Raw genomic sequence first — 23926 nt, 5'->3', positions numbered from 1 at the left:
GGCGCCATGTGCCGCCCGGGCCGCCAGCAGGTCTTCGGACTCGGGGTCATCCGGACGGAGCGCCTTCCCGGGCCCCTCGGGACCCAGTGGCCGATGCTCCGCCCGTCACCCTCACCGCTGCGCGTCAGCTCCGGATTCCCACCGGATTCCCTGACCCGCGCCCATATCGTGTGGATATGTGCAGGGGTACGACTGGCTCGGGCAAATTACCACAGGCCGATCTTGACTCCGGCGGGCCGGAGCGCCACCGCTCCGCCCCCGCGTCGATGTGACGGATGTGGGTACGGACAGTTCGCCCCGGGCCCCCCGGGCCGGGGCGAGAGACCTCCGTCAGGTCACTCCGCGGACAGGCGCGGCGTGCGCGGCGGGACCGTGCGCCGGCTGCCGGTCTTCTCGAAGGCCGCCGCGAGGGTCAGCAGGGCGTTGTCGTCGTACGCGCGGCCCGCGAAGGTCAGCCCGACGGGCATGGCGGTGTCCGGCATGGTGCCCATGGGCACGGTCACCGTCGGGATGCCGAGGTGCCGGGGGACCAGGTTGCCGTTGGCGACCCAGACGCCGTTGCGCCAGCCGAGATCGGCGGACGCCTCGTTGACGTCCATGTCGGCAGGGCCCACGTCGGCCACCGCGGGGAAGACCACCGCGTCCAGGCCCAGCCCGTCCATCCACACCTCCAGGTCGACGCGGCGCGTCTCCTCGAGCCCGCGCAGCCCCTGCTCAAGGAGCGGCATGTCGGCAAGCGACGCGTACGGGCGCTCGCGCACGAAGCGGGGGTAGTCGCCGATCGTGTCGTCGAAGCCGTCGTAACGGTCGGGCAGCTCTCCCTCCTGCTTGGGCCAGATGCGGTCGCCGTCGACGTCCGCCAGGGTGGAGAGCGCCGGGTCGCCGTTGGCGCGCAGGAAGTCGTCCCAGGCCCAGGCGGACAGGTCCTCGATCTCGAAGGTGAGGTACTCGCGGCTGACCAGGCCGCGGGTGAGCAGCGAGGGCGCCCCGGGGCGGTCGGACTCGTAGTTGGTGACCACGGGGAAGTCGACCTCGACGACCTCGGCGCCGGCGGCCTCCAGGTCGCGGCGGGCCGCTTCCCACAGGGCGATCACCGAGGGCCGCGTGTCGATGCGCTGCCCGGTCTGGCCGCCGATGCCTCCTTCGGGGTTCGTTCCGGCGTCGGGGTCGGCGTTGATGTACATCCGGGGCACGCCGACCCGCTTGCCGGCGAGCGCGTCGGAGGCGGCGCCGGCGTCGGCGGGTGCCAGGGCCGGGTAGGAGGCGGGGCGCACCCGCGAGGGCGAGGGCAGCGCCACCCACGGCTGCGCGCGCCACAGGTCCCCGCGCGTGTGCGGGTCGTCGGCGACGATGACGTCGAGCAGTTCGAGCAGGTCGGCCATGGTGCGGGTGTGCGGGACGACGACGTCCATGGTCGGTACGAGGGGCCAGTTGCCGCGGACCGAGATCACGCCGCGGCTGGGGGTGTAGGCGCACAGGGCGTTGTTCGAGGCGGGGGCGCGGCCCGAGGACCAGGTCTCCTCGCCGAGGCCGAACGCGCCGAAGGACGCCGCCGTCGCCGTACCGGAGCCGTTGGAGGAGCCAGAGCCGTAGGCGCTGGTGAGCCAGTCGGCGCTGTACGGGCTCTCCGCACGCCCGTACACACCGCGCTGCATGCCGCCGTTCGCCATCGGCGGCATGTTCGTCAGGCCGATGAGGACCGCGCCGCCGGCGCGCAGCCGCTCGATGGCGAAGGCGTCGTGCTGGGCGACGAGGTGCTCGAAGGCCGGGGAGCCGGACGCGGCCGTGAGCCCCTTCGCGAGGTAGCTGTCCTTCGCGGTGTACGGGATGCCGTCCAGCGGGCCCAGGGTCTCGCCGCGGGCGCGGCGGGCGTCGGAGGCCTCCGCCTCCGCCCGGGCGTGCGGGTTCATCACGACCATCGCGTTCAGGGCGGTGGCCGTTCCGGGGCGGTCGTAGGCGTCGATCCGCGCGAGGTAGGCGTCGAGCAGCCCTACCGCGGTCGTCTCGCCCTTCTCCAGCGCTGCGCGCAGATCGGCGATACAGGTCTCGACGACATCGAAGCCGCTCGTCATGGGGGTCTCCTGGGGGTGGGTGGGGCAGGTGGGCCGCTGGCCTCAGTGCAGGTGAGCACACCCCACTCTCGCACTGACTAGATTGTCAGTCTAGATTAGAAATCTAGATTCCTGGTCCTAGACTGAGGCCCTGCACCTCCGGGACTGCTGAAAGCGAACTCATGGCCACCTCAGAGACCGGGCCCGCACTGCCCGACCCTCTTCACCCGTCGACGGACGCGGCCGGGCCGACGAGCGGCGCCCCCGCGCGCCCCGCGCCTCGGCTCCCGCCCGACAGGAAACGCCAGCCGAGCGGGGACGAGGCCCGGGGGCGGGCCATGCGCGCCGCCATCAGCCTCATCGCCGAGAAGGGGACGGCCGGCCTGCGGATGTCGGACATCGCCGAACGGGCCGGCATGAGCACCGGGCACATCCTCTACCACTTCGGAAAGAAGGACCGGCTCCTGCTCGAAGTCCTCGCATGGAGCCAGAGGGACCTCTGGGACCGGTTCCAGCAGGCCGTCGACCAGGCCGCTTCCCCAGCCGAGAAGCTGGACCTGTTCGTCCGCTTCTACCTGCCACGCCACCAGGGCGACGAACGCTACGCCCTGTGGACGCAGGTGCTGGCCCAGCGCCACGACGACGCGGGTCGAGCCGTCCTCACCGAGCTGCTGGACGGCTGGGACGCGCGCCTGGCGGCGATCCTCCGTGAGGGACGTGACCTGGGCCACTTCGCCGACGTGGACCTCACCGAGTTCACCATCCGCGCCGTCGCCATGCTGAGCGGGCTCTCCGAAGACGTGATGTTCGGACGGTCCCGCTGGCAGCACGCCTCCGCGCACGCGTTCGCCCTGACCGCCCTCGAACGCGAACTGCGCCCTGCCGGTCAGGGCTGACGGCGTCGGAGCCATCCGTCGGAGCCGTAGAAGGCCCTGTCCGTCAGGAGATGCCGGCCGATGACGTGTCGAGTGCGGGTACGGGGCGCGGGCTGCCCTCGGCGTCGACGGCGACGAAGGTGAGGAACGCGGTGGCGACCTCGGTGGCGGGGCCGGAGTGGTTCCAGCGTTCGGCGGTGACCCGCACGCCGACGGTCATCGAGGTCCGCCCGGCGCGTTCGAGCCCGGCCTCGACGCTGAGCAGATCTCCCGCCCGCACGGGGGCGAGGAACGTCATGCGGTCGACGGAGACCGTCACGGCCGGACCGTCGGCGTGCCGTCCGGCGGCGGCCGCGGCCGCGTCGTCGATGAGCTTCATCATCACGCCGCCGTGGATGGTGCCGTAGAGGTTGGTGTCGTGCTCGCTCATGATGTGCGCGAGGACGACCCGGGAGTCGTCCGGCGTCTTGAGCGGGCGGGCAGGGCTGGTGACGGTGGGATCGGCCACGTCAACTCTCCTTCGCGAGTCGCGGCAGGGCTGTTCCGCGCGCCATGGGTGTCGGCGCACGGGCAACGGGCAGGTCTTCGGACTCGCGGGCACGTCCTCCACATGGAGGGCTCCTACTGGCCGTCGCTTCCCAGGCCCTGTGCGTCGGATCCGTGCGTATCGCTGTGCCCGGTTCAGGTCGCAGGGAGGATGCGGCGGGTTTCGTAGGCCCACATCGCGATCTCGACGCGGTTGCGGGCGCCGAGTTTGGCCATCAGGCTCGCCAGGTGCGTCTTCACCGTGCTGAGGCTGATGTGCAGCGCGTCGGCGATCTCGGTGTTGGTAAGCCCGCGAGCGACGGCGAGGAGCACCTGCTCCTCGCGGGCGGTGACGGGGGAGACCGGCTGGGTCACGGGCCGCCCGGCGGGCAGGTCCGCGAAGGCCTGGAGCAGTCGGACGGTGACGCTGGGCGCGATGAGCGCCTCACCGTCGGCCGCCGACCGCACGGCCTGCGCCAGAAGGTCCGGTCCGGTGTCCTTGAGGAGGAATCCGCGGGCGCCGGCCCGCAGCGCGCCGTAGACGTACTCGTCGAGGTCGAACGTGGTGATGACGACCACGGCCAGCGGGTCGGCGACGCCAGGGCCGGCGACCAGCCGGGTGGCGTCGAGCCCGTCGAGTACCGGCATGCGGATGTCGAACAGGCAGACGTCGGGGCGTAGTTCACGCGCCAGACGCACCGCTTCCCGCCCGTCGGCGGCCTCGCCGACCACCTCGATGCCGGGCTGGGCGTTCAGCATGATCCGCAACCCGGTGCGGATGATCGTCTGGTCGTCAGCGACGAGGACGCGAATGGACAAGGCTCTCGTTCCTCGCTCTCGGCAGTTCGGCTTCGACGTGCCAGCCCCGGTCGGCACCCGGGCCGGCTCGTAGTGTGCCGCCGAGCAGGGCCGCGCGCTCGCGCAGTCCGGTAAGTCCGTATCCGTCGCGACCCCGGCCGGTGCGCCGGCCGTCGTCGCGCACGCTCACCCGTACCGAGTGCGGTTCCGCGGCGACCCGAACGACGAGCTCGGTGGCGTCGACCGCATGGCGCAGCGCGTTGGTCACCGACTCCTGCACGATCCGGTAGACGGCCGCGTCCACGGCCGGGGGCAGCGCGTCCAGTTCGCCGTCGAGCCCCAGGTCGACCCTGAGGCGACCGCCCGGGGTGCGTACCAGGCGTTCCAGATCCGCGACTCCGGCCGGGGGCGCCAGTTCGGCGCCGACCCCGCGGTCGCGCAGCGCGGCGACCATGGCGCGCATCTCCTCCAGCGTGCGCGCCCCTTCCTCCTCGACGCCCTCCAGCGCCTGGACGGCGGCGGACGGGTCGGTGCCCGCGAGGACACGGCCCGCCTGGGCGATGATCACCATGGCCGACACGTGATGGGCCACCGTGTCGTGCAGTTCCCGGGCGAGCTGCTCGCGCTCGCGGGAGCGCACCTGCTCCAACTGCCGCTCGCGTGCGGTCCCCCGGAACCGCACGGCCGCGCCGATCACGCCGGGCAGCAGCAGGAAGACGAGGCCCACGACGTTCTCGACGACCGGGGTCTCGTCCGTGACGGAACACAGCGCGCCGGTCGCGAGGATCACCGCGCCGCCCAGCACGATCTCGCGCCCCGATCCCCACCGGGGCAGCGCGTACACCAGTACGAGCACGATCGCGGCGGTGTTCAGACCGACGGGTTGGGGCAGTGCGGCGACGACCGAGGCCACCGCGAGCAGGCTCATCGAGCCGAACGCCAGCGTCACCATCGCCAGCGGGCGGGTCCGGCGCCACAGGGGCAGCAGGCACAGCCCTACGGCGAACACCACGGCCACCGGCTGCCATACGACGTCCTCCCGCAGGGTGGCCTCCAGCACCACACCGGCGAGGCCCGCGGCGAGCAGCGCCCCGTCCCGCCATACCCGGGCGGGCGCGTCGGGCGGCCGGGGTTCGGTCCACAGGGTTCGCAGGTCGTCTCGGAGCACGGTTCCCAGCCTAGGGACCGTGGCGTTTCGCGCATCGGCCGAAAGGACGGGTCGTCACTCCGCCCCGGGGACGACGCATCCGCGGCCCGCGAGCCGATGCCGCGAAGCGCCGTGGCGACGAACCTCGGTGTCGGCGGCCGTACATGGACGGCCGACGAGGTGGTTGGAGGACCCGATGCTCTCGAAAGCCCTGTTGCGCCTGGGCGGAAGCGCCGCCCGGCACCCCTGGCGGGTGATCGCGGCATGGTTGATCGCCACCACGCTCGCCGTCCTCGCCGCCGTCGCCTTCGGCGGGCGGACAGCGGACTCGATGACCGCTCCGGGGCTGGACTCCCGACGGGCCGCGGAGTTGATCGAGCGGGCGGGCACCGGACAGGAGGGGATGACCGCCCACGTGGTCGTCACGCCCCTCGACGACGGTGCGACGTTCTTCGACGACGACGGCGACAGCAACGACGGCGACACCAACGGCGACGACGGCCCGCGCGCCGCTCTCACGCGCCTGCGGGCCGAGCTGGAGCGGCTGCCGCACGTGCTCGGCACGAGCGACCCGGCGGGGGCACTCGACGCGGGCGCGGACACCGCCGTGCGCGGCGGCCTCGTCTCGGCCGACGGGCGGATCGCGGTCGTCCGGGTGCAGTACCCCGACCAGAGCCGGCTGTCGGCCGACGACCTCGACGCCCTCGTCGAACTCGGCGACCGGCTGCGCCCCGAGCTGCCGCTGCGCATCGAGATGGGCGGGAACCTCTTCTACGCCTTCTCCGAGCCCGCCGGCGGCGCGAGCGAGCTGATCGGCCTCCTCGCCGCGGCCGCGATCCTGTTCCTGGCGTTCGGTTCGCTGGTCGCCGCCGCGCTGCCGATCGGCATGGCGCTCTTCGGGCTGACCGTCGGGATCGCCACGATGACGGTCCTGGCGGGGGTGACGGAGGTCCCCACCTTCGCACCGGTCCTGGGCAGCATGGTCGGGCTCGGAGTGGGCATCGACTACGCGCTGTTCGTGCTCGCCAGGCACCGGGAGTACCTCGCACGCGGGCTCGATCCCCGCGAGGCGGCGGGGCGCGCGGTGGCGACGGCGGGGCGGCCGGTGGTCTTCGCCGGTGGCACCGTCGTGGTGTCGATCCTCGGCCTGGCGGTCGCGAACGTGCCGTTCATGACGGTGGGCGGCTTCGCCGTCTCGATCGTCGTCCTGACCATGGTGATCGCGTCCGTGACGCTGCTGCCGGCGTTCCTCGGCGCCGCCGGCCCGCGCCTGGCCCGGGCCGGGCGGATCGGCCGGATCGGCCGGGCTCTGCGGACCGGGAAGCCGGGCCGACTCGCACGGCGGCGGGACCTGGTGGCTGGCGCCGCTCCCGCCGCGGGGTGGCGCCGCTGGATCGGACACGTCAGCCGGCACCCGGTGCCGTACGCGGTCGGCGCGGCGGGGCTGCTGCTGACGGCGACGCTGCCCGTGTTCGGTCTGCGCGTCGGGCTGCCCGACGACGGCTCACTGCCGCAGAGCCGTACCGAGCGCCGTGCCTACGACCTCGTCGCCGAGGGGTTCGGCCCCGGCATCAACGGTCCCCTCGTCATCGCCGCGGACCCCGCCGGTGATCCGGCAGTGCTGGACCGACTGGTCGCGGCGGTCGCGGCGGATCCGGGCATCGCGTCCGTCGCGCCGACGCTCATCGACCGGACCACCGGCATCGCGACCCTCGTGGTGTTCCCGACCACCAGCCCTCAGGACGAGGCCACGGCCGACACCATCGCCCGGCTGCGCACCGACGTGCTGCCCACGGCGGTCGGGCAGGGCCCGGCCAGGGCGCACGTCGGCGGCGCCGCCGCGAGCCTGTCCGACGTGGGCCGACGGACCAGCGAACGCCTGCCGGTGCTCGTCGCCGCCGTGCTGGCGATGTCGTTCCTGCTGCTGACGCTGGTCTTCCGCTCGGTACTCGTACCGCTCAAGGCGGTACTGCTGAACCTGCTGAGCATCGGCGCTGCCTACGGCATCCTGGTCGCGGTCTTCCAGTGGGGCTGGGGAGGCGCACTCATCGGGCTGGAAGCGACTGTTCCGATCGTGTCGTTCATCCCGATGTTCCTCTTCGCCATCCTGTTCGGCCTGTCGATGGACTACGAGGTGTTCCTGCTCTCCCGCGTACGCGAGGAGTACCTGCGCACCGGCGACAACGGCACGGCGATCGTCGACGGCGTCTCGGGCACCGCCCGGATCATCACCTCGGCCGCCCTCATCATGGTGGCGGTCTTCCTGTCCTTCGTCGTCGCCGACGACCCCTCCACCAAGATGTTCGGGCTCGGCCTGGCCACCGCGATCTTCATCGACGCCACGGTCGTCCGCATGGTGCTGGTACCGGCGACCATGACCCTCCTCGGCCGGACCAACTGGTGGCTGCCGAAGTGGCTGGACCGGCTGCTTCCCCGCGGCCCGGTCGGCACCGAAGGCGTCGACGGCGCCGACGACATCGACAGCACCGACGGCACCGACGGCACCGACGGCACCGACGGCACCGACACGGAATCCACGGCAAGTGCGGCAGCCCGATGAACTCGGGGCGCGCCCTAGCTCAGCGTCTGGACCGCGGCCGCGTCGTACGCCTTCAGCTCGTCGGTCCGGCCCGCCAGGACCTTCGCCGCCCACTCAGGGTCCTGCAGCAGCGCGCGGCCCACGGCGACCATGTCGAACTCGTCGCGCTCCAGGCGGTCGAGGAGCTCGTCGATGCCCTGGACCGGAGCGCCCTCGCCCGCGAAGGCGTGGATGAAGTCGCCGTCGAGGCCGACCGAGCCGACGGTGATGGTCGGCTTGCCGGTGAGCTTCTTGGTCCACCCCGCCAGGTTCAGGTTCGAGCCCTCGAACTCGGGGATCCAGTGGCGGCGGGTGGAGGCGTGGAAGACGTCGACGCCGGCCGCGGCGAGCGGGGCCAGGATCGCGTCCAGCTCCTCCGGGGTCTCGGCGAGCCGCGCGTCGTAGGCGTCCTGCTTCCACTGCGAGTAGCGGAAGATCACCGGGAACTCGGCGGAGACGCTCGCGCGTACGGCGGCCACGACCTCGGCCACGAACTTCGTGCGGGCCACGGGGTCGCCGCCGTACGCGTCGGTACGGCGGTTCGTACCCGCCCACAGGAACTGGTCGAGGAGGTAGCCGTGGGCTCCGTGCAGCTCGACGCCGTCGAAGCCGATGCGCTCGGCGGCCGCCGCGGCCTCGGCGAAGGCGCCGATGACGTCGTCCAGGTCGCTCAGGGTCATCGCCTTGCCCGTGCCCTCGGTGCCGTCGGGACGGATGCCCGAGGGGCCCATGGCCGGGGCGTCGGCGTAGGGCGCCTGGCCCTGCTTGCGGACCATGCCGATGTGCCACAGCTGCGGGACGATCGTGCCGCCCGCCGCGTGCACGTCCTCGGCGACCTTCGCCCACCCCGCCAGCTGCTCCTCACCGTGGAACCGCGGCACGCGGTCGCTCTGCCCGGCCGAGTCGTGGCCGACGTAGGTCCCCTCGGTGACGATGAGGCCGACGCCGGCGGCGGCGCGGCGGGCGTAGTACGACCGCACGTCCTCGCCGGGGACGCCGCCGGGGGAGAACATCCGCGTCATCGGCGCCATCGCGATGCGGTTCGGGACGGTCAGGCCGTTCAGCGCGACGGGGCGGGACAGGATCTCGGCCGCGCGGGAGGCGGGGGACGCGGTGACGGTCACGGGGACGCTCCTCATGGCTATTACTTGACAACCTTGATGCTTGAGAACTTCACGCAATGAGGACCGTAGAGGGAGTTGCTTGAGATAGTCAAGCTTTTGCGGTTAGAGTGGTCTCCATGACAGGAGCTCCTCCGCACGCCGAAACGCCCCGCGTCGACACGGACCAGCTCATGGAGCTGTTCTCGGTGTCCCTCGGCGTCTACTACGGCGACTTCACGGTCGCGGCGGCGAGCGAGCACCTCACCGCGAGCCAGGGCAAGGCACTGACCGTGCTGCGCCGGGGGCCCGCCGCCATGCGCGCGCTGGCCGAGACGATGACCTGCGACGCCTCCAACATGACCGGCATCATCGACCGGCTGGAGAAGCGAGGGCTCGTACGCCGCGAGGCGAGTGCCTCCGACCGGCGCGTCAAGAACGTCATCCTCACCGACGAGGGCGAGCGCGTCACCGACGCGATCCGCGCGAAGATGCACGCCACGCACGAGGGCCTGGACAGGCTCAGCGCGCAGGACCGGGCGAGCCTGTACACCCTGCTGGAACGGGTCTTCCTGGCCCCGCCCACCGCCTGACCGAAGCCACTCGCGACGAGCCCGCCGGTCCACGGACCCGGTCCGTGGTCTCAGGCCGGGTGGCCCGGTTCGAGGCCGCGCAGTTCCCGGTAGCGGAGCAGTACGGGCGGTGGTCCTTCGTGCGGCGGGCACACCGCCACGGGTGCCAGGAGGAATCCGACGTGGTCGCCGCCCTCGATGCGGCCCTCGATCCGGCCGGTGAACCAGGTGCGCAGCCGCTCCAGGATCGGACTGCCCGCCACGCCCGGCCGCCAGTCGACGGCCGCGAACTTGTCCGTCCGGTCGCCCGTCTCCTCGCCGAACCGTTCGGCCAGCGCCCGCTCGTCCCGGTGGAGCAGGTGCACGGTGAGGTGTTCGGCCTCGCGCGCGACGCGGTACGTGTGGTTGGCGACCGACAGCCACACCGTGAACCGCGGCGGGTCGATGGAGCACTGCGAGGCGAAGCCCACGAGGCATCCCGCGACCTCGCCGCGGGCCGCCGCCGTCACCACGTACATCGGTCCGTCGTGCACGTCGGTGAAGGGGCTCAGGTCCGTCACGGCGTCGTCTCCCTCTGTTCCGCAGGGCCCGGCGGCCCCGTCGGTCGGCTGCTCGTCACAGGTCGAGGTCGAGGAGGGCGTTCTCCACGACTTCGGTGAGCGCGGGGTGGATCCAGTACGGGGACTTGGCGAGCGTGGTGGCGTCGATGTCGAGTGTCATGGCCAGGACGAGAGGCTGGATGAGCGTCGAAGCCTCGGCTCCCATCACATGGGCGCCGAGGAGACGCCCGGTGCCGGGCTCGGCGAGCACCTTGCAGAACCCCGTGGTGTCCTCCATCGCCCAGCCGTAGGCGACGTCGCCGTAACCGGCGGTGCCCACCCGGTAGTCCAGCCCCCTGTCACGGCACTCCTGCTCGGTGGCGCCGACCGAGGCGATCTGGGGCTGGGTGAAGACCGCCGCCGGCACCACGCCGTGGTCGGCGGCGACGAGGTCGTCAGGATGACGGAGGTTGTGCGCGACGACCGCCGCCTCACGGTTGGCCACGTGCTTGAGGGGCACCGGTGAGCAGATGTCCCCCAGGGCGAACACACCGTCCGCGGTGGTCCGCTGGTGCCGGTCGACGCGCACCCGGCCGTCGTCGTGGGTGGCGACCCCGGCCGCGTCCAGGTTCAGCCGGTCGCTGTTCGGGACCCGGCCCACCGCGACGAGCAGCATGTCCGCCTCGACCGTCGATCCGTCGTCCAGGGTCAGCCGGAGCGCCCCCGGGCTGCCGTCGAGGGCCGTGAGCTCGCGGCCGAGCCGCAGGTCGTAGCGGGAGCGGACCAGTTCGGTGAACCGCTCCGCGACCGTCTCGTCCTGGGGGCCGAGCAGGCGCTCCTCCTTCTCCACGACGGTGACGGAGCTGCCCGCCGCGGCGAACACCTCGGCCAGTTCCGCGGCGATGTAGCCGCCCCCGAGGATCGCCAGGTGCCGGGGCGGGGCGTCGATCCGCATGACGGTGTCGGACGTCTCGTACGGCAGGCCCGACTCCGCCACCGGTCCGGGGATCGCGGGCCTGCCGCCCGCCGCGATGACGATCTGGGCGGCACTGATGTCGACGGCCCCGTCCGCACGGTCGATCCGGAGGCTCTTGGGCCCGGTGAACCGGGCCCTGCCCTCGTACACGGTGACCGAGTCCTGCTGGACACGAGCCCGGCGGCCACTGTCTCGTTGCGCGTCCAGCCGCTCGAAGACCCGGTCACGCACCTGGCGCCAGCGCACCGCCCTCAACTCGGCGTCCACGTCGTACGCCCCGGCTTCCCGGACGGTCCGGGCGACCTGCGCGGTGTACGCGAGCATCTTGCTCGGGATGCAACCGGAGTTGAGGCAGGTGCCGCCGAACCAGCGCTCCTCGACGATGGCCACGTCCAGATCGGCGAACGATTCGTCCATGACGGCATTGCCGGATCCCGCACCGATGACGACAAGATCGTGGTGACGCATCCGGCCAGCCTATGAGGCCCTACGCCGGACCGCCACACCGACGCACCCGCCCGCCCCGCCGGCTTCCCCTGGAGTCAGCGGCGCGCGGTGAGGATGCTGAGGACGTTCGCGCCCACGACGGCTCCGATGGCCGCCCCCTCGATCCAGCCGAGGCCCTGTCCGAGGCCGAGCCAGCCGACCAGGGCCGCGAGCACGGGGTTGACGCTCATGAACAGGCCGAAGGCGGCGGCCGGAACGTGGCGCAGCGTGAAGAGGTCCACCAGGTACGGCACGGCCGAGGCGAGGACACCCGCGGCGACCGCGTACCCGAGGGACGCGACGGTCGGCGGGTGACGCAGCACGACGTACAGCCCGACCGGCAGGAACGTCAGCGCCGACAGCAGCGCGGCGGCCGCGGCGCCCTGCGCACCGGGGACGCGGCTGCCGACCGTCCGGTTGAGCAGGATGTACGAGGCCCAGCAGACGGCCCCGAGCAGGCCGAAGCCCATCCCGACGTAGTCGGTGGAGGGCTGCGGGCGCATGAGGGTGACGACACCGGCCGCCGCTATCAGGGCGCACACCGCGTCGACCCGGCGGCGGGTCGCGGCCAGGGCGATGGCGAGCGGGCCGAGGAACTCGAGGGTGACGGCGAGCCCGAGGCCGACGCGGTCGATGGCGGTGTACAGGGACAGGTTCATCGTGCCGAAGACGACCGCCAGCAGGATGACCGGCCGCCACTGCTGCCAGGTGAAGCTCCGCAACGCGGGCCGGCCGACGGCCAGCAGGACCGCCGCGGCGACGTACTGGCGGACCGCGACGACCCCCACGGGGCCGAGAACGGGGAAGGCGAGGGAGCCGGTCGCGGCGCCGATCTGGTTCGACAGGCCGCTGCCGAGCATCGCGGCCACACCGGCCGGTGAGGTGCGGTGGTGGGTCGGCTCGCTGCGTGTCGCCGGAGCGGGTCCGGCCGGGGCTGTCTGCATGCGCCGATGGTGGCGCCCGGCGGTCCTTGCACATAATGCATGTACGCAACCGATCTATACGCTTGAGTCATGGATGTGGAACTGCGGCAGCTGCGCTGTCTCGTCGCGATCGTCGACGAGGGCACCTTCACGGACGCCGCGCTGGCGCTCGGCGTCTCGCAGGCGGCCGTCTCCCGGACCCTGGCGTCGCTGGAACGGGCGCTCGGCGTACGGCTGTTGCGGCGCACGTCCCGGTCGGTGGCCCCGACGGGCGCCGGGGTGCGCGTGGTGACACACGCGCGGCGGGTCCTCGCGGCGGCGGACGAGCTGGTACGGGAGGCGACGGCGGGCCGGCACGTCCTGCGGATCGGCTACGCGTGGTCGGCCCTCGGCCGCCACACCCCGGCCTTCCAGCGTCGGTGGGCCGCGGCGCACCCGGGGACCGAACTGCACATGGTCCGGGTCAACTCCGCGACCGCCGGACTCGCGGAGGGCTCGTGCGATCTGGCCGTGCTCCGCAGACCGCTGGAGGACCGCCGCTTCGACTCGGCGATCGTGGGACTCGAACGGCGGCTGTGCGCGATGGCCGCCGACGACCCGCTGGCCAGGCGCCGGTCGCTGCGTCTGGCGGACCTGAGCGGCCACACCCTGCTGATCGACCGGCGCACCGGCACCACGACCCCGGAGCTGTGGCCGCCGGACTCGCGCCCCGCGACCGAGGAGACGTACGACGTGGACGACTGGCTCACCGCGATCTCCACCGGCCGGCGCATGGGCATGAGCGCGGAGGCCACCGCCAGCCAGTACCGCCGCCCCGGCGTGGTCTACCGCCCGGTGCGCGACGCCGAGCCGGTCGCGGTACGACTGGCCTGGTGGCGCGACGACCCCCACCCGGCTGCCCAGAGCGTGATCGAACTGCTGACCGCCCTGTACCGCGAGGCGTGAGCCGCGGAGACGTCAGCGGCGGTCGCGGCGGAAACAAGCCGCCGTCGGCATGACCCTTGCGGTCATGCCGACGGCGGCTACCCCGGTATGTGGCTCGGAGATTGTTTCCGGGACAGCTTTTAGCTCTCCCTATGGCCCCCTTCTCCGGTCAGCCGCTCGTACTGGTCGGCCGGGAAGGGCTTTCCGAATTCGCGCGCATAGCCGTCTCGACCGTGCTTGGCCAGGAGATCGTCCATCATGCCGCGCACCGCTTCGATGAAACTCCGCATGTCGATCCGTTTGGCCCACAGCAGGACGGCGTCGTTCCAGCGGAACTCGTCCTGCATGTACGGGTACTGGACGACCTGGACGAAGACTTCCTCGCCGGCGGCCGCGAAGAACACGCGCCAGCCTTCGGGCTCGGACTCCAGCGTCGCGTAGGTGAAGCGGGCCCCCAGCCGCAGGTCGGCCGTGGCGTCCAGGAGGGTCTCGAGCGCTTGGCCGGTGTACGAGACGCCGAACTGGTGCGTCTCACCCTCCAGCGACCAGCGCCACCTGGCCCACCCGGCCCCGGCCAGGACCCATTCCATTTCCTGTGATGCGGTCATCTCAGCCCCTGTAGTGGCGCGAAAGGATCGGATATGCGGTACGGAGTGTGCCGTCAGGGGCAACGATCACTTCGATGTGATGGAGGTCGACGCCATCGTGATTCCTGCCGATGACTTCGTCTCCGAAGTCGAGTTGATACTTGGTCCCGTCCCGCAGCGAACCGTCCGGGTTCACCCCCGTGTTGGGGAAGGATATTCCGTCCTCGACGGTCTCTCTGATCAACTCGGCGATGTCGTCGAGATCCCCCTGTGAAAGGGGGCCGTCCCGTCCTTCGAGATGGAAGAAGGTCTTCTCCTTCGTATTTTCGGGGCTCCCCTTGATGTGCCGCGCCAGAACATGCTGCCACCCGTTGTACAGCTTGCCGTCCGCTTCCACGTGGATGTCGAAGAGGTTGGGGCAGGGCGTGGTGTTGTGGACCAGGACCGAAGTCGCACCCGCCAGCACGAAGTACGTGTGCAGGTCGTTGACGGAGAGGTTGTAGGCCGGCTGGAGGGTCTTCCACCGGTGGACCTTCTCCACCTGAACGATGTCGCCGGTGGCCGTGCGGAGGGTGTCGCCCGCGTTCAGGTCGGCCGCGTCGGTCCACGTCCTGGTCTTCTCGGACCAGAAGGGGTGGTGGTCGGTGGCGGTGACCTTGCCCTCACCGCGAGCGGCGCTCAGGGTGATGTCGGTGAAGTCGCGGTCGTCGGGGGTGTAGACGGTGGCCTCGACGCGACGGGGGCCGGACGCGCCGGTGACCGGGTCGGCGGCCTGGACCGTGTCACCGACACGGATCTGCTCGATGGGCTTCGTGGTCCGGTCGCCCATGAGGACGCGGGTGCCGGCCGGGAAGCTGTTCTTCATCCCCGGGCAGCTGGGCGCCTTCTTGAGGAGGTTGGAGAAGTCGTCGAAGAGCTTCTTCGCGTCGGGGCCGTACTTCTCCGCGTACCGGGCGAACTTGAAGGGGGTGGTGGCCCAGCCGCCGATCGGAATCATGGAGGCGCAGGCGAGTCCCGCGTCGAGCCACGCCCCTTCGCGGCCGATGGGGTGGAAGTACTCGACGGTTCCTTCCATCGCGTACATGCCGCAGTTGAGTCCGTCGGCGACCTCGCCGAAGACCGGGACCATGCCGAGGATGTCGAGGCCGAAGTGGATGGCGTCCAGTCGGACGCCGAGGGGAGTGTCCGCGGGGAGCTGCTTGGTGAGGAGGAAGTTCACGATGCCGAAGCCGAGCTTGATGAGCTTGCGCTTCTGCTCCGCCTCCGCGCGCAGCTTCTCCTGTACCGCCTTCTGGTACTGGTCCCGCATGTAGCGGTCGATGGTCTCGTTATGGGTGACCTGCGCGCTTTCGCTGCTGGCGCCGGCGTTGACGGCGGAGATCCGGGCTTCTTCGGCGGCCCGGAAGGCGTCCTCGGCGTATCCGAGGGCGGCCTTGAAGCTGGCGCCGGCGGCCGTGACCGAGTTGTCGGCGCGGCGAACGGCGTCGGCGGCCCGCTTCTCGGCGGCGCGGGCGGTGGACGCGGAGGCCGCGGCGGCGTTGGCGGAGTTGCGGGCGCTCGTGGCGGACTGGGCGGCCTGGTCGGCCCAGCCGGCGGCCGTGTTGGCGTAGGCGGCCGCCGTGTTGGCGTGCTCCCTCGCCTGGTCGGCGTAGCCCTGGGCGAGGGCCGCGCTCTCGGCCGCGTGGTAGGCGTCCTCGTACGCGCGGGCGGCGATCTGGCTGGCGCCCGCGATGATGGCCTTGACCTGCGCGACGTGCGCGGCGTTCAGCTGGTCGCGGCGCTGCGCGCGGTAGAGGCCGGACTCGAGGAAGGTGCGCAGGTTCGTGTCGGGGCTGGCGAGCGCGGCTTCGGCCGCCGCCTTGACCTCGGGGGTGCCGCCTTCGGCGTGGGCCGAGACCTTGACGCGGTCGTCTTCGAGCCGTGCCTGGTGCTGGCCGCTGGTGAGGAAGGTGTCCAGGGCCTTGGGGTCGGGGTTGTCGAGGGCCTTCTTGGCCTCCTCCTTGACGCCCGTGCCGCCGGCTTCGGCGATGCGGGACACCGCGATGCGGTTGTCGGCGGCCGCTGCCTGGTACTGGCCGGTGGTCAGGAAGGTGTGGACCTGGGCGGGCGTGCCGGCCAGGGCGGTGACCGCGGCCTTGCGCAGGTCTTCGTAGGCGCCGGTCTGGGCGAGGTTGTTGACCAGCTCGCGCTCGTCCTGCGCGTCGGCCGACTTCCAGCCGGTGCTCGCGTACGCCACGACGGTGGCGTCGTCGCCGGCGAGGGCTGCCTCGGCGGCGGCGCGGCTCCAGGGGCCACGGGTCTGCATCGCGATCAGGGCCATCTTGCGGCCGGTGGTGGCGATGAGAGCGGGGTTCGCGCCGGGCTGGCGGGCCTGGTCGGCGAGCTGCATGAAGTCGATGTCGAGCTTGACGGCCTGCTGGGAGACGCGGACGATCTCGGCCTTCGCCTCGTTGTAGATCTCCGACGCGTCCCTGGCTTCGTTGACCAGGGTGCGCGTGCGGGCGGCGATCTCTTCGGCCTCGGTCTTGCGGGCCGTCACCTGCACGGTCTCGGCCTGCTTGACGGCGGCTTCGGCGGTCTGGGCGGCCGTGAGTGCTCCCGCCGCGGCGGTCTTCGCCCGGTTCGCGGCTTCCTGCGCGTCGCCGGCGTGCCCGGCGGCCGCGCGTGCGGCCGCGGCCGCCTTGCGGGCATGGCCGGCGGCGGAACGGGCCGCGGCGGCGGCGTCACCGGCGGCGTTGGCCGCGTCGGCGGCGTACGCCACGGCGGCGTCGGCCGCGCGCTTGGCCTCGGCGGCGTGGCGGCGGGTGGCGGCGGCGGCGGCCTGGGCGGCGCCGTACTCGACGCCGGACTCCTTGGCCCACTTCGCGGACTGCATGGCCTCGTCCGCCGAGAGGTGCATGTCCTTGATGGCGTCGTACGTCGCCTGCATGACGAGCTGCAGCTGTCGCGCGGTCTCCTTCACCGCGTCGGTGGAGTCGGCGATCCGGGAGGCGACGGCGGCGGCCTCGTCGGCGTAGGCCGCTGCCTGCTCGTGGTCCTCCGCGGAGCCGGCCGCCTCCCAGGCGCGGGTCGTCGCCTTCGACGCCTGGAGGGCGGCTCCGGCGGCGTTGTCGGCGGCCATGGCGGCCGCTTGAGCGGCGGCGTTGGCGGCCCTCGCGGCCGTGATGGCGGTGCGGGCGGCGGAGGCGGCGCGGCGACTGGATTCGGCGGCGCGGCGGGCGGCGTCCTTGGCGCGGACCGCGTCGGTCTTGGCGAGCGCGGACTCGGCGGCGGCCTTGGCGGTCTCCAGCTTGGCGAGCCTGGCGGCCGTCTTGGCCTTCTCGGATTCTTCCTGCGCGGTCTGTTTGGCCTTCGCGGCCGCGATGCCGGCGTCCTTGGTCTGCGCTTCCAGGTCCTGGATGGTGGCGAGTTCGCGATCCTGGGCGTGGGTGATGTGCTGCCCGTACATGAGGAACTCGCGGATCTCCGCGATGCCCGCGCGGAGCGCCTCGCCGGCGGCGCGCTTGGTGGCGGGCCCACCGGTGAGCTCGATCTGGGCGACCCGGACGCGGGCGTCGTCGTCGCGCTGCTTGTACTGGCCCTCGGTCAGGAACGCGCGGATGTCGTCGATCGAGCCGCGCATCGCCGCGTTGCCGACCTCGCGGACGCCAGGGCCGCCCGACTCGACGGCGCGCGCGGCTTCGACGCGCTGGTCGTCGGCGAGCGGCTGCTGCCAGCCGGTCCTCATGAAGGTGGCGAGTTCTTCGGGGGTGCCCTCGAGGGCCTTGGCGGCGGCCTCGCTGACGCCGGCGCCCGCTTCGGTGACGAGCTTGAGCGCGGCCTCGCGCAGGTCGAGCTGCTCGGCCACCTTCTGGCCCTCGGCCAGGTACTTGCGGATCTGCTCGTCATCGCCGACGAGCGCCGCCCCGGACGCGGACTTCACGGCCGGGCCGCCGTTCTGCCACAGCTGTACGACCTGCTGACGTGCGGTGAGGGGCGGGGCGACGGGGCCTTCGGCGGCCGCGGGTGTGGCGGAGACGAGCCCTGCGACCAGCGCGATGGGCAGCAGGCCTCGGCCGAGCAGGCCGGGCCCGGACAGGGCTCTCCTCCCTCTGCCGCTGGACCGCTGTGGTGTTTTCAGACGCACGAAATCTTCCCCTCGGGTGTACGAAGCCGCGGTCCTGCGCGCACGGGACGGTCCAGGAGCCACGACGGTGGGTCCTGTGGACGTCGGTGTTCCTGCGCGCGACCGCGGAGGCCTGCGGGCCGCTCGATGACGCTTCCCAGGCGGAGCGGCGACAGGCTGAGATCCGGATACTCCGGCCCCCCAGCGCCCCGTGGTGCACCAGCAGCACGGGGCGAGGGCCAAGGGTCGCACACCGCGGGGGAGTTGTCTCCCTCGGCTCCCCCCTCGGCCCGGCCCTTGGCCCCACGGAAGCGGAGTATGGCGTTCCGATTCCGCCCGTTCGGCTTGAGATTCACTTCAATGAAAATCCTGGCTATGCTGCGGCGCGGCTCCCCAGGCCGGTTCTGTCAGTCCGCAACGGAGCGGACTGCAAGTTGTCGTGACCCGGAAGTGTCGGGTTCGTCTCGCCTTCACGTACACGTGGTGAGACTGGTTTCAGGAAAGTGAAGTCATCGCCTTGCGCACTCGTAGATGGGTGGCTGCTGCCACCGCCACCACGGCCGTCGTACTGGGGGCACCCGCGCAGACCGCGTCGTCGGTCGAGGCAGTGCCCGCGAACGCCGGCGCTCCCTTCGCCGTCGAGGACGGGACGTACCCGTACGGCGACGAGATCCTGGCAGCCACCGGCGCCAGCCTCATCGCCGGTGACGGGAACATCGACCACACCAGCTGCTCCGAGCCGTACCAGATCATGGTCTGGGCGCGGAACCTGAAGACGAGCGACTCCAGGATCTGCTTCAAGGCCCACAACACCGGCTACCTGGCCGTCAACATCCCGCGGGCGTACCGGATCGAGACCGTCGACCGGGACATCAACGCCAGCGTCTCCATCGGCGGAACCACCAGCACCCTGAGCATTCCCGAGGACACCTCCAAGGGCTTCGGCGAGGCCGACCCCGTCGACCCCAAGCAGGCCGTCCTGCTCGAGATGCGCATCACCGGTTCCTCCGGCGCGCGGATGGCCGGTCAGCCCCTCAACGACGAGGTGCTCAAGTTCAACGCCAAGCTGGAGATCGGCGACACCAAGCGCTGCTCCGGCGCGCTCGTGGACCCGTACTGGGTGATCACCGCCAAGAGCTGCTTCGCCGACAAGCCCGCCGAGAGCAACACCGTCGAGGCAGGGACGCCGAAGGAGAAGACCAAGGTCTCCGTCGGCAAGGCCTGGATCATGTCGGGCACCGGCTTCACCACCGACGCCACCCAGCTGGTTCCGCACCCGGACCGCGACCTGGTCATGGTGCGCCTCGCGAACCCGGCCACGGGCATCACGCCCGTCTTCGTCTCCTCGGCCGCCCCCACGACCGGTGAGGCGTTCGACGTCGTCGGCTACGGCCGTACCAAGGACGGCTGGGGCCCCGTCAGCCGGCACAGCGCCGCCTTCAGTGTCGGAGCGACCGCCGCCACCGGCTTCGACCTGACCGCGAAGACCCCGGCCGACGCGACCGTCTGCAAGGGCGACGCGGGTGCGTCGACGCTGCGCATGATGGCCGACAAGCCGACCCTCGTCGGCGTGGTCAGCCGCGGCTTCGAGGGTGGTTGCCTGGGCAGCAACGAGACTCGGTCCGGCGCGTTCAGCACGCGTGTCGACGATCAGGGCGACTGGATCCAGCGGGTCCGTGCGCTGTCTCCGGGCTGGCGCACGCAGGCCCTGGTCCAGTCGGGCAGCAGCCTCTACCAGGGCATCCGGCTGGCGGACGGTTCCTGGACCGGCTTCAAGGACGTTCAGACGCAGGGCGCCGGCAGCATCGGCGCGATCCGCGGCACGGCGGTCGTCGGGATGAACGGTGACAGCCACGTCCTGGCCGTCACGACCGCCGGCGGGCTCTTCCACACGATCCGCAAGCAGGACGGCACCTGGGGCACCTTCGGCGACGTCTTCGGCGCGGCCAACGCCCTGGGCAACCTGACCGGCGTCACCGCCTCGAACGTCGGCTACGACCTGCACGTCGTCGCGGTCGCCGACGGCAAGGCCTTCCACACCGTCCGCAACGCGACCGGTCACTGGACGCCGTTCAAGGACATCACCTCCGGGAAGGTCGCCAACGTGACGGCCGCGGCCACCGCCGTGGTCCGCGGTGAGCTCCAGGTCACCACCATCAGCGGCGGCAAGGCCTACCACACCATCCGTCAGTCGAACGGCAACTGGCTCGGCTGGGGCAACGTCGCAGACGCCGCCGGCCCGACCGGTCCGATCACCTCGGTCAGCATGACCGGTTCCGGGGACGAGACGCACATCGTCATCGCCACCGACAACGGCGCCCGCCAGTACCACGCGATCCGCAACTTCAACGGCACCTGGTCCCCGCTGACCGAGATCAAGAGCATCCTCGGCACGGTCACCGCCAAGTCCGTCGCCACCGCCACCGTCGACGGCGAGGTCGTCGTGACCGTCACCACCGCCGACGGCAAGCTCCTCCACACCGTCCGGCACGCCGACCGCACCTGGGCCACCACCGGCACCGTCCCCCTCCAGGGACTGCCCGCGGCCCCCGGCGCGCACGCCATCACGGGCACCTGGAACGGCTGACACCCGCCCGCGCCACACCGGCCGGAGCGTGAACAAGGCGCCGGTCTCCAGGACTTCGGTCCTGGAGACCGGCGCCGCCGTCATTCGGCCGCGAGGACCGCGGCGTCCGCGTCCGCGCGCAGCCGAGCGACGGCCGCTTCCGCCGCGGACGAGCGGACGGCCGCCGCGACCTTCCGCAGCCACGCGGCGTCGGTGTCGAGGTCGCCGCCCTCCCGCACCACGGCCTGCTCGGGGAACCGGGGCGGCTCACCGGCGCGTTCGGCCCGCGCCGCGTACAGTAGGACGGCCGCCTCGGCCGTCGCGTCCCGCTCGGCACCGCGGAGCCCCGATGCCGCCAAGGCGCGCCGTACGGCTTCGAGTTGCTCCCGCGAGACGTGACCGGACAGGGCGAGGGCACTGTCGCGGATCTCGATGACGCACCGGTAGCGGACCATGTCGATGTCCTTGTGCAGACCCTCGGGCAGCGGAAGGACCACCTCCGGCGTCGACTCCGTCAGGAGCCGCCACAACGGACGGATGGCCCTCACCTGCCGGCGCAACCGGGCCCGCGTCGCGCACCCGGCGAGGAACGGCCAACTGACACTGGCCACGAGCAGCAGCAGGGTGCACGCCAGGAGGACCTGCGTGGTGACGACCACCCCGGGAGCGCCGGTCAGGCTCCGCCCGGTGAGCCCGGCCACCAGGTGAGCGAGCCGGTGGGCGACGTACAGCACCCCGAAGGAGCTGGCCAGTCCCAGCAGCCGCATCGCCGTCCGGGTCGGGCCGGGCGCGGCGTGCCGCCCGTACCGCCAGCACAGCCGGATCGCGCTGAGCACCCCGTACAGGATGTACCCGAGGAAGATCATCCAGTACGCGGTGATCATCGGCGACCCGGTCACGGTCACCAGGTCCGTCTCACCGTCAGGGAGCGGACTCGCGGCGAAGGTGCAGATCAGCCCGGCCTCCGCCAGACCCAGCAGGACCCAGCGCAGCCCCGAGAGCCGGTGCCCCCGGGCCCCGGTCGCCTCGCGGATGAACTCGAACAGCGCCCCCATCGCGCACAGCGACAGCATGTGGACCGGCAGGTTCGTGAAGCTCGGAACCCCCACGGCCGCGTCGACGACCCGGCGGACCGCGGGCACGCCGATGGTGAACGCGACGGCCCACAGCGCCCACATCAGCCACATGAGGCGGTCCTGTCGCGGCGCCGAGCGCAGCCCCGACGCCTTCCAGCACACGAACAGCCACAGGGGCGGGACGACGACGAGATCGAAAATCCTCAACGGGGCCTCAGGGTGGTGCGTCGGGACAAGGCGCCGATCACCCGGTTGAGGGTGTCGGCCGTTTCGGGGGGAGCCGACGCGGCGGCCGCCGGTGCGACGTTGAAGTGCTGCCACATCACGGAGGCCAGCAACTCGGCCTCCTGCTCCTGCCGCGTCGTGGCCTTCGTCCGCGTCCGTCCCAGCAGCCGGGCGGCCATGGCCGGGTCCAGGTCGGGGAAGAGCTGCGCGAGCATCCCCGGCTCGGGCGCGGACGGTTCACGGTGGTCGAGCAGGATGTGGGCCAGTTCGTGCAACACGATGTGCGTCTGGTGCGGACGGCTCGTCACCACGTTGTAGTAGACGTGGTCGGAGGTGCCGAACGACACCCACATGCCGCACACCCCGGCACCGGCGGGCATGACGGCGGGCATCGGGAGCAGGTAGAGGGGCCGGCCGCGCTCCGCGGCGATGGCCGAGCAGAGCTCGTCGACCTGGAAGGGGTGAGAGAGGGTGAAGCGTCCGATCAGGGTTTCGTACCGCGTCCTCAGTTCACGCCAGTCACGGCGGTCCATGCGCCCCGAGTTCCCTCTCGCCGTTCATGCGATCGCGGGGCCCCGCACGGCCGCCCACGATCTCCGGCGCCAGACTCTACACAGGCAACGCACAGGTCAGACGGTCGGTGGCTCGCTCGGAACGGGCCGTGCCCGTTCGATCACGGAGCGCACCGCCTCGATGCCCTGCGTGGACATCGTCGCCACCGCGGCCGCCCGCAGCGCCACCGAACGCACGTCGTTGGCGCGCATCGCGGCGATCAGCGCGAGCTGCGCCGACACCCTGGCCTCGACCTCGTCGTCGATGAAGTAGGCGAGCGGGACGCCGAAGAAGTCACCCAGGACCCGAAGCGTTCCCACCGTCGGATTGGGCGCCTTGCCCTTGGCAAGGGCCCACAGCCGGCCGACGGACAGCTTCGCGTCATGGGGGCCCGCGGCTTCCTTGATCCCGTCGACGACCTCCTGAAGCGTGAAACGCCGGCCCAGTGGCTGTACGTAGGTGAAGAGGTACTCGATCCGCCGGCCGAGCAGCTCCGCCTCCGGGGAGGACTCGTCCTCGCCGGAAGCGGCCGTGCCCTCGGGCGGGTCAGAACCCTCTTTGGTCATGTGTGTTCCACCTCCTGCGCTCACCCCGACTCTATCCGCCGGGCGCGGACGGGCGCCGGGCGCCGGGTGCATCGGGCGGGGCACAGGACGGTGCCCGGACGGGCAGGCCGGCCACGACCACCCGTAGGTAGGCTGACGTGCACGAGAGAAGAGCACGATGGATCCCCGCATACCCCGCCTGCGTCGCAAGCTGGCCGCGATCCCTTTCCAACCCCTGCGCAGTCACTCCTTCGGAGAAGAGAAGCACGGGTTCCGCCTCGGTCCGAAGCTGGCGGAAGCACACCTCGCCGCGTTCGAGGCCGAGCACGCCATCGCCCTGCCCGACGCCTACCGGCAGTTCCTCACCCACCTCGGCGGCTCAGGGGCGTCGCCGTTCTACGGCCTCCTGCCGCTGGAGCGATGTTCCCTCCTGGTCATGAATCCGCGCGGAGAACCAGGGACACCCCGGGGCTTCGACGGGAGAAACCCACGCGGCGACGGAGGTGATCTCTTCCTCCACATCATCGAGATGGGTTGCTCCGACGTCTGCGTCATCGCGGTGACCGGCCCCCTCACCGGCCGCGTCCTCATAGGCAACGGCGACGGATACTGGGGCCCCAACGTCTCCTCCGCCGCCGACTTCCTCGACTGGTACGAACGCTGGCTCCGCCACATGAGCGCCGGACGCGACAACCGGGCCCTGGAACTCACCTCGCCGCGGCTTCACGCGCATCCACGGAGTTACCGCATGGCTCGGAAGCTCTGAGCCTCGGAAC

General features: G+C 71.8%; 18 protein-coding genes, 1 pseudogene and 1 riboswitch. Of the genes and pseudogenes, 6 read left to right on the top strand and 13 right to left on the bottom strand.

Annotation, left to right across the window (positions count from 1 at the left end; translation table 11 throughout):
- Positions 1 to 8: 8 nt before the first annotated feature.
- A riboswitch (cobalamin riboswitch) is annotated at positions 9 to 210 on the bottom strand.
- A gap of 125 nt (positions 211 to 335) precedes the next feature.
- Positions 336 to 2072: an amidase gene (locus DEJ43_RS00775; RefSeq protein ID WP_015031371.1), complete on the bottom strand. Its 1737-nt coding sequence runs from the start codon at positions 2070 to 2072 to the stop codon at positions 336 to 338.
- Positions 2073 to 2389: 317 nt separating this feature from the next.
- On the opposite strand from DEJ43_RS00775, the gene DEJ43_RS00770 reads away from it, so the two are divergent.
- Positions 2390 to 2947 (top strand): TetR/AcrR family transcriptional regulator, encoded by a 558-nt coding sequence (locus DEJ43_RS00770; RefSeq protein ID WP_233447903.1) that lies wholly within the window; start codon positions 2390 to 2392, stop codon positions 2945 to 2947.
- A gap of 76 nt (positions 2948 to 3023) precedes the next feature.
- Here the strand turns inward: DEJ43_RS00770 and DEJ43_RS00765 are convergent.
- The 3 genes and pseudogenes from DEJ43_RS00765 to DEJ43_RS00755 form a co-directional block, all read right to left on the bottom strand.
- Positions 3024 to 3356 (bottom strand): annotated as a pseudogene (locus tag DEJ43_RS00765) (acyl-CoA thioesterase); the annotation flags it as partial.
- A gap of 251 nt (positions 3357 to 3607) precedes the next feature.
- Positions 3608 to 4270 (bottom strand): response regulator, encoded by a 663-nt coding sequence (locus DEJ43_RS00760; protein ID WP_041661925.1) that lies wholly within the window; start codon positions 4268 to 4270, stop codon positions 3608 to 3610.
- Complete coding sequence (locus tag DEJ43_RS00755) at positions 4245 to 5417, bottom strand: sensor histidine kinase (protein ID WP_015031367.1); 1173 nt, start codon at positions 5415 to 5417, stop codon at positions 4245 to 4247. Before DEJ43_RS00755 ends, DEJ43_RS00760 begins: the two co-directional genes overlap by 26 nt.
- Before the next feature lie 175 nt (positions 5418 to 5592).
- On the opposite strand from DEJ43_RS00755, the gene DEJ43_RS00750 reads away from it, so the two are divergent.
- Positions 5593 to 7956, top strand: a complete 2364-nt coding sequence (locus DEJ43_RS00750) for an MMPL family transporter (RefSeq protein WP_015031366.1) — start codon at positions 5593 to 5595, stop codon at positions 7954 to 7956.
- A 14-nt stretch (positions 7957 to 7970) separates the two neighbouring features.
- On the opposite strand, the gene DEJ43_RS00745 is transcribed toward DEJ43_RS00750, so the two are convergent.
- A complete protein-coding gene (locus DEJ43_RS00745) occupies positions 7971 to 9098 on the bottom strand; it encodes an NADH:flavin oxidoreductase (protein ID WP_041661923.1) in 1128 nt (375 codons plus the stop codon).
- Positions 9099 to 9214: 116 nt separating this feature from the next.
- On the opposite strand from DEJ43_RS00745, the gene DEJ43_RS00740 reads away from it, so the two are divergent.
- Complete coding sequence (locus DEJ43_RS00740) at positions 9215 to 9667, top strand: MarR family winged helix-turn-helix transcriptional regulator (RefSeq protein WP_015031364.1); 453 nt, start codon at positions 9215 to 9217, stop codon at positions 9665 to 9667.
- 50 nt (positions 9668 to 9717) lie between these two features.
- On the opposite strand, the gene DEJ43_RS00735 is transcribed toward DEJ43_RS00740, so the two are convergent.
- From DEJ43_RS00735 to DEJ43_RS00725, 3 genes are all read right to left on the bottom strand, one after another.
- Positions 9718 to 10206: a flavin reductase family protein gene (locus DEJ43_RS00735; RefSeq protein WP_015031363.1), complete on the bottom strand. Its 489-nt coding sequence runs from the start codon at positions 10204 to 10206 to the stop codon at positions 9718 to 9720.
- Positions 10207 to 10261: 55 nt separating this feature from the next.
- Positions 10262 to 11629 (bottom strand): mycothione reductase, encoded by a 1368-nt coding sequence (locus tag DEJ43_RS00730; protein ID WP_015031362.1) that lies wholly within the window; start codon positions 11627 to 11629, stop codon positions 10262 to 10264.
- 74 nt (positions 11630 to 11703) lie between these two features.
- Positions 11704 to 12591: an EamA family transporter gene (locus DEJ43_RS00725; RefSeq protein WP_015031361.1), complete on the bottom strand. Its 888-nt coding sequence runs from the start codon at positions 12589 to 12591 to the stop codon at positions 11704 to 11706.
- A 69-nt stretch (positions 12592 to 12660) separates the two neighbouring features.
- Here DEJ43_RS00725 and DEJ43_RS00720 point away from each other — a divergent pair, with 69 nt between their 5' ends.
- Positions 12661 to 13515: a LysR family transcriptional regulator gene (locus DEJ43_RS00720; RefSeq protein WP_015031360.1), complete on the top strand. Its 855-nt coding sequence runs from the start codon at positions 12661 to 12663 to the stop codon at positions 13513 to 13515.
- 119 nt (positions 13516 to 13634) lie between these two features.
- On the opposite strand, the gene DEJ43_RS00715 is transcribed toward DEJ43_RS00720, so the two are convergent.
- Together DEJ43_RS00715 and DEJ43_RS38490 are read right to left on the bottom strand one after the other, a co-directional pair.
- Positions 13635 to 14102, bottom strand: a complete 468-nt coding sequence (locus tag DEJ43_RS00715; protein WP_015031359.1) for a hypothetical protein — start codon at positions 14100 to 14102, stop codon at positions 13635 to 13637.
- Between the two features lies 1 nt (position 14103).
- On the bottom strand, positions 14104 to 18207 hold the full coding sequence (locus tag DEJ43_RS38490; RefSeq protein ID WP_015031358.1) for a polymorphic toxin-type HINT domain-containing protein: 4104 nt from the start codon (positions 18205 to 18207) through the stop codon (positions 14104 to 14106).
- A 514-nt stretch (positions 18208 to 18721) separates the two neighbouring features.
- On the opposite strand from DEJ43_RS38490, the gene DEJ43_RS00705 reads away from it, so the two are divergent.
- Positions 18722 to 20773, top strand: coding sequence for a trypsin-like serine protease (locus DEJ43_RS00705; RefSeq protein WP_015031357.1), 2052 nt, complete (start codon positions 18722 to 18724; stop codon positions 20771 to 20773).
- 80 nt (positions 20774 to 20853) lie between these two features.
- Here DEJ43_RS00705 and DEJ43_RS00700 read toward each other — a convergent pair whose 3' ends face one another.
- The 3 genes from DEJ43_RS00700 to DEJ43_RS00690 all read right to left on the bottom strand — a co-directional run bounded on the left by DEJ43_RS00700 (position 20854) and on the right by DEJ43_RS00690 (position 23171).
- The gene (locus tag DEJ43_RS00700; protein WP_145953682.1) at positions 20854 to 22035 is read right to left on the bottom strand and encodes an MAB_1171c family putative transporter; all 1182 of its coding nucleotides are present in this window, start codon (positions 22033 to 22035) and stop codon (positions 20854 to 20856) included.
- Positions 22032 to 22586, bottom strand: a complete 555-nt coding sequence (locus DEJ43_RS00695) for a hypothetical protein (protein WP_015031355.1) — start codon at positions 22584 to 22586, stop codon at positions 22032 to 22034. The genes DEJ43_RS00700 and DEJ43_RS00695 overlap by 4 nt, the downstream gene beginning before the upstream one ends.
- Positions 22587 to 22682: 96 nt before the next feature.
- Complete coding sequence (locus DEJ43_RS00690; RefSeq protein WP_015031354.1) at positions 22683 to 23171, bottom strand: hypothetical protein; 489 nt, start codon at positions 23169 to 23171, stop codon at positions 22683 to 22685.
- Between the two features lie 157 nt (positions 23172 to 23328).
- Here DEJ43_RS00690 and DEJ43_RS00685 point away from each other — a divergent pair, with 157 nt between their 5' ends.
- Positions 23329 to 23916 (top strand): SMI1/KNR4 family protein, encoded by a 588-nt coding sequence (locus DEJ43_RS00685; protein ID WP_015031353.1) that lies wholly within the window; start codon positions 23329 to 23331, stop codon positions 23914 to 23916.
- Positions 23917 to 23926: the final 10 nt, after the last annotated feature.

Source organism: Streptomyces venezuelae ATCC 10712 (assembly GCF_008639165.1).
Taxonomy (GTDB): Bacteria; Actinomycetota; Actinomycetes; order Streptomycetales; family Streptomycetaceae; genus Streptomyces; species Streptomyces venezuelae.
The sequence above is the reverse complement of the archived record's forward strand: the minus strand, read 5'-3'. Positions and strand labels throughout refer to the sequence as shown.

Excerpts from the sequence above, each read along its gene's own strand:
- DEJ43_RS00775 (WP_015031371.1), bottom strand. The coding sequence starts at position 2,072 with ATGACGAGCGGCTTCGATGTCGTCGAGACCTGTATCGCCGATCTGCGC.
- DEJ43_RS00770 (WP_233447903.1), top strand. The coding sequence starts at position 2,390 with ATGCGCGCCGCCATCAGCCTCATCGCCGAGAAGGGGACGGCCGGCCTG.
- DEJ43_RS00750 (WP_015031366.1), top strand. The coding sequence starts at position 5,593 with ATGCTCTCGAAAGCCCTGTTGCGCCTGGGCGGAAGCGCCGCCCGGCAC.
- DEJ43_RS00740 (WP_015031364.1), top strand. The coding sequence starts at position 9,215 with ATGACAGGAGCTCCTCCGCACGCCGAAACGCCCCGCGTCGACACGGAC.
- DEJ43_RS00730 (WP_015031362.1), bottom strand. The coding sequence starts at position 11,629 with ATGCGTCACCACGATCTTGTCGTCATCGGTGCGGGATCCGGCAATGCC.
- DEJ43_RS00725 (WP_015031361.1), bottom strand. The coding sequence starts at position 12,591 with ATGCAGACAGCCCCGGCCGGACCCGCTCCGGCGACACGCAGCGAGCCG.
- DEJ43_RS00720 (WP_015031360.1), top strand. The coding sequence starts at position 12,661 with ATGGATGTGGAACTGCGGCAGCTGCGCTGTCTCGTCGCGATCGTCGAC.
- DEJ43_RS00715 (WP_015031359.1), bottom strand. The coding sequence starts at position 14,102 with ATGACCGCATCACAGGAAATGGAATGGGTCCTGGCCGGGGCCGGGTGG.
- DEJ43_RS00695 (WP_015031355.1), bottom strand. The coding sequence starts at position 22,586 with ATGGACCGCCGTGACTGGCGTGAACTGAGGACGCGGTACGAAACCCTG.
- DEJ43_RS00690 (WP_015031354.1), bottom strand. The coding sequence starts at position 23,171 with ATGACCAAAGAGGGTTCTGACCCGCCCGAGGGCACGGCCGCTTCCGGC.
- DEJ43_RS00685 (WP_015031353.1), top strand. The coding sequence starts at position 23,329 with ATGGATCCCCGCATACCCCGCCTGCGTCGCAAGCTGGCCGCGATCCCT.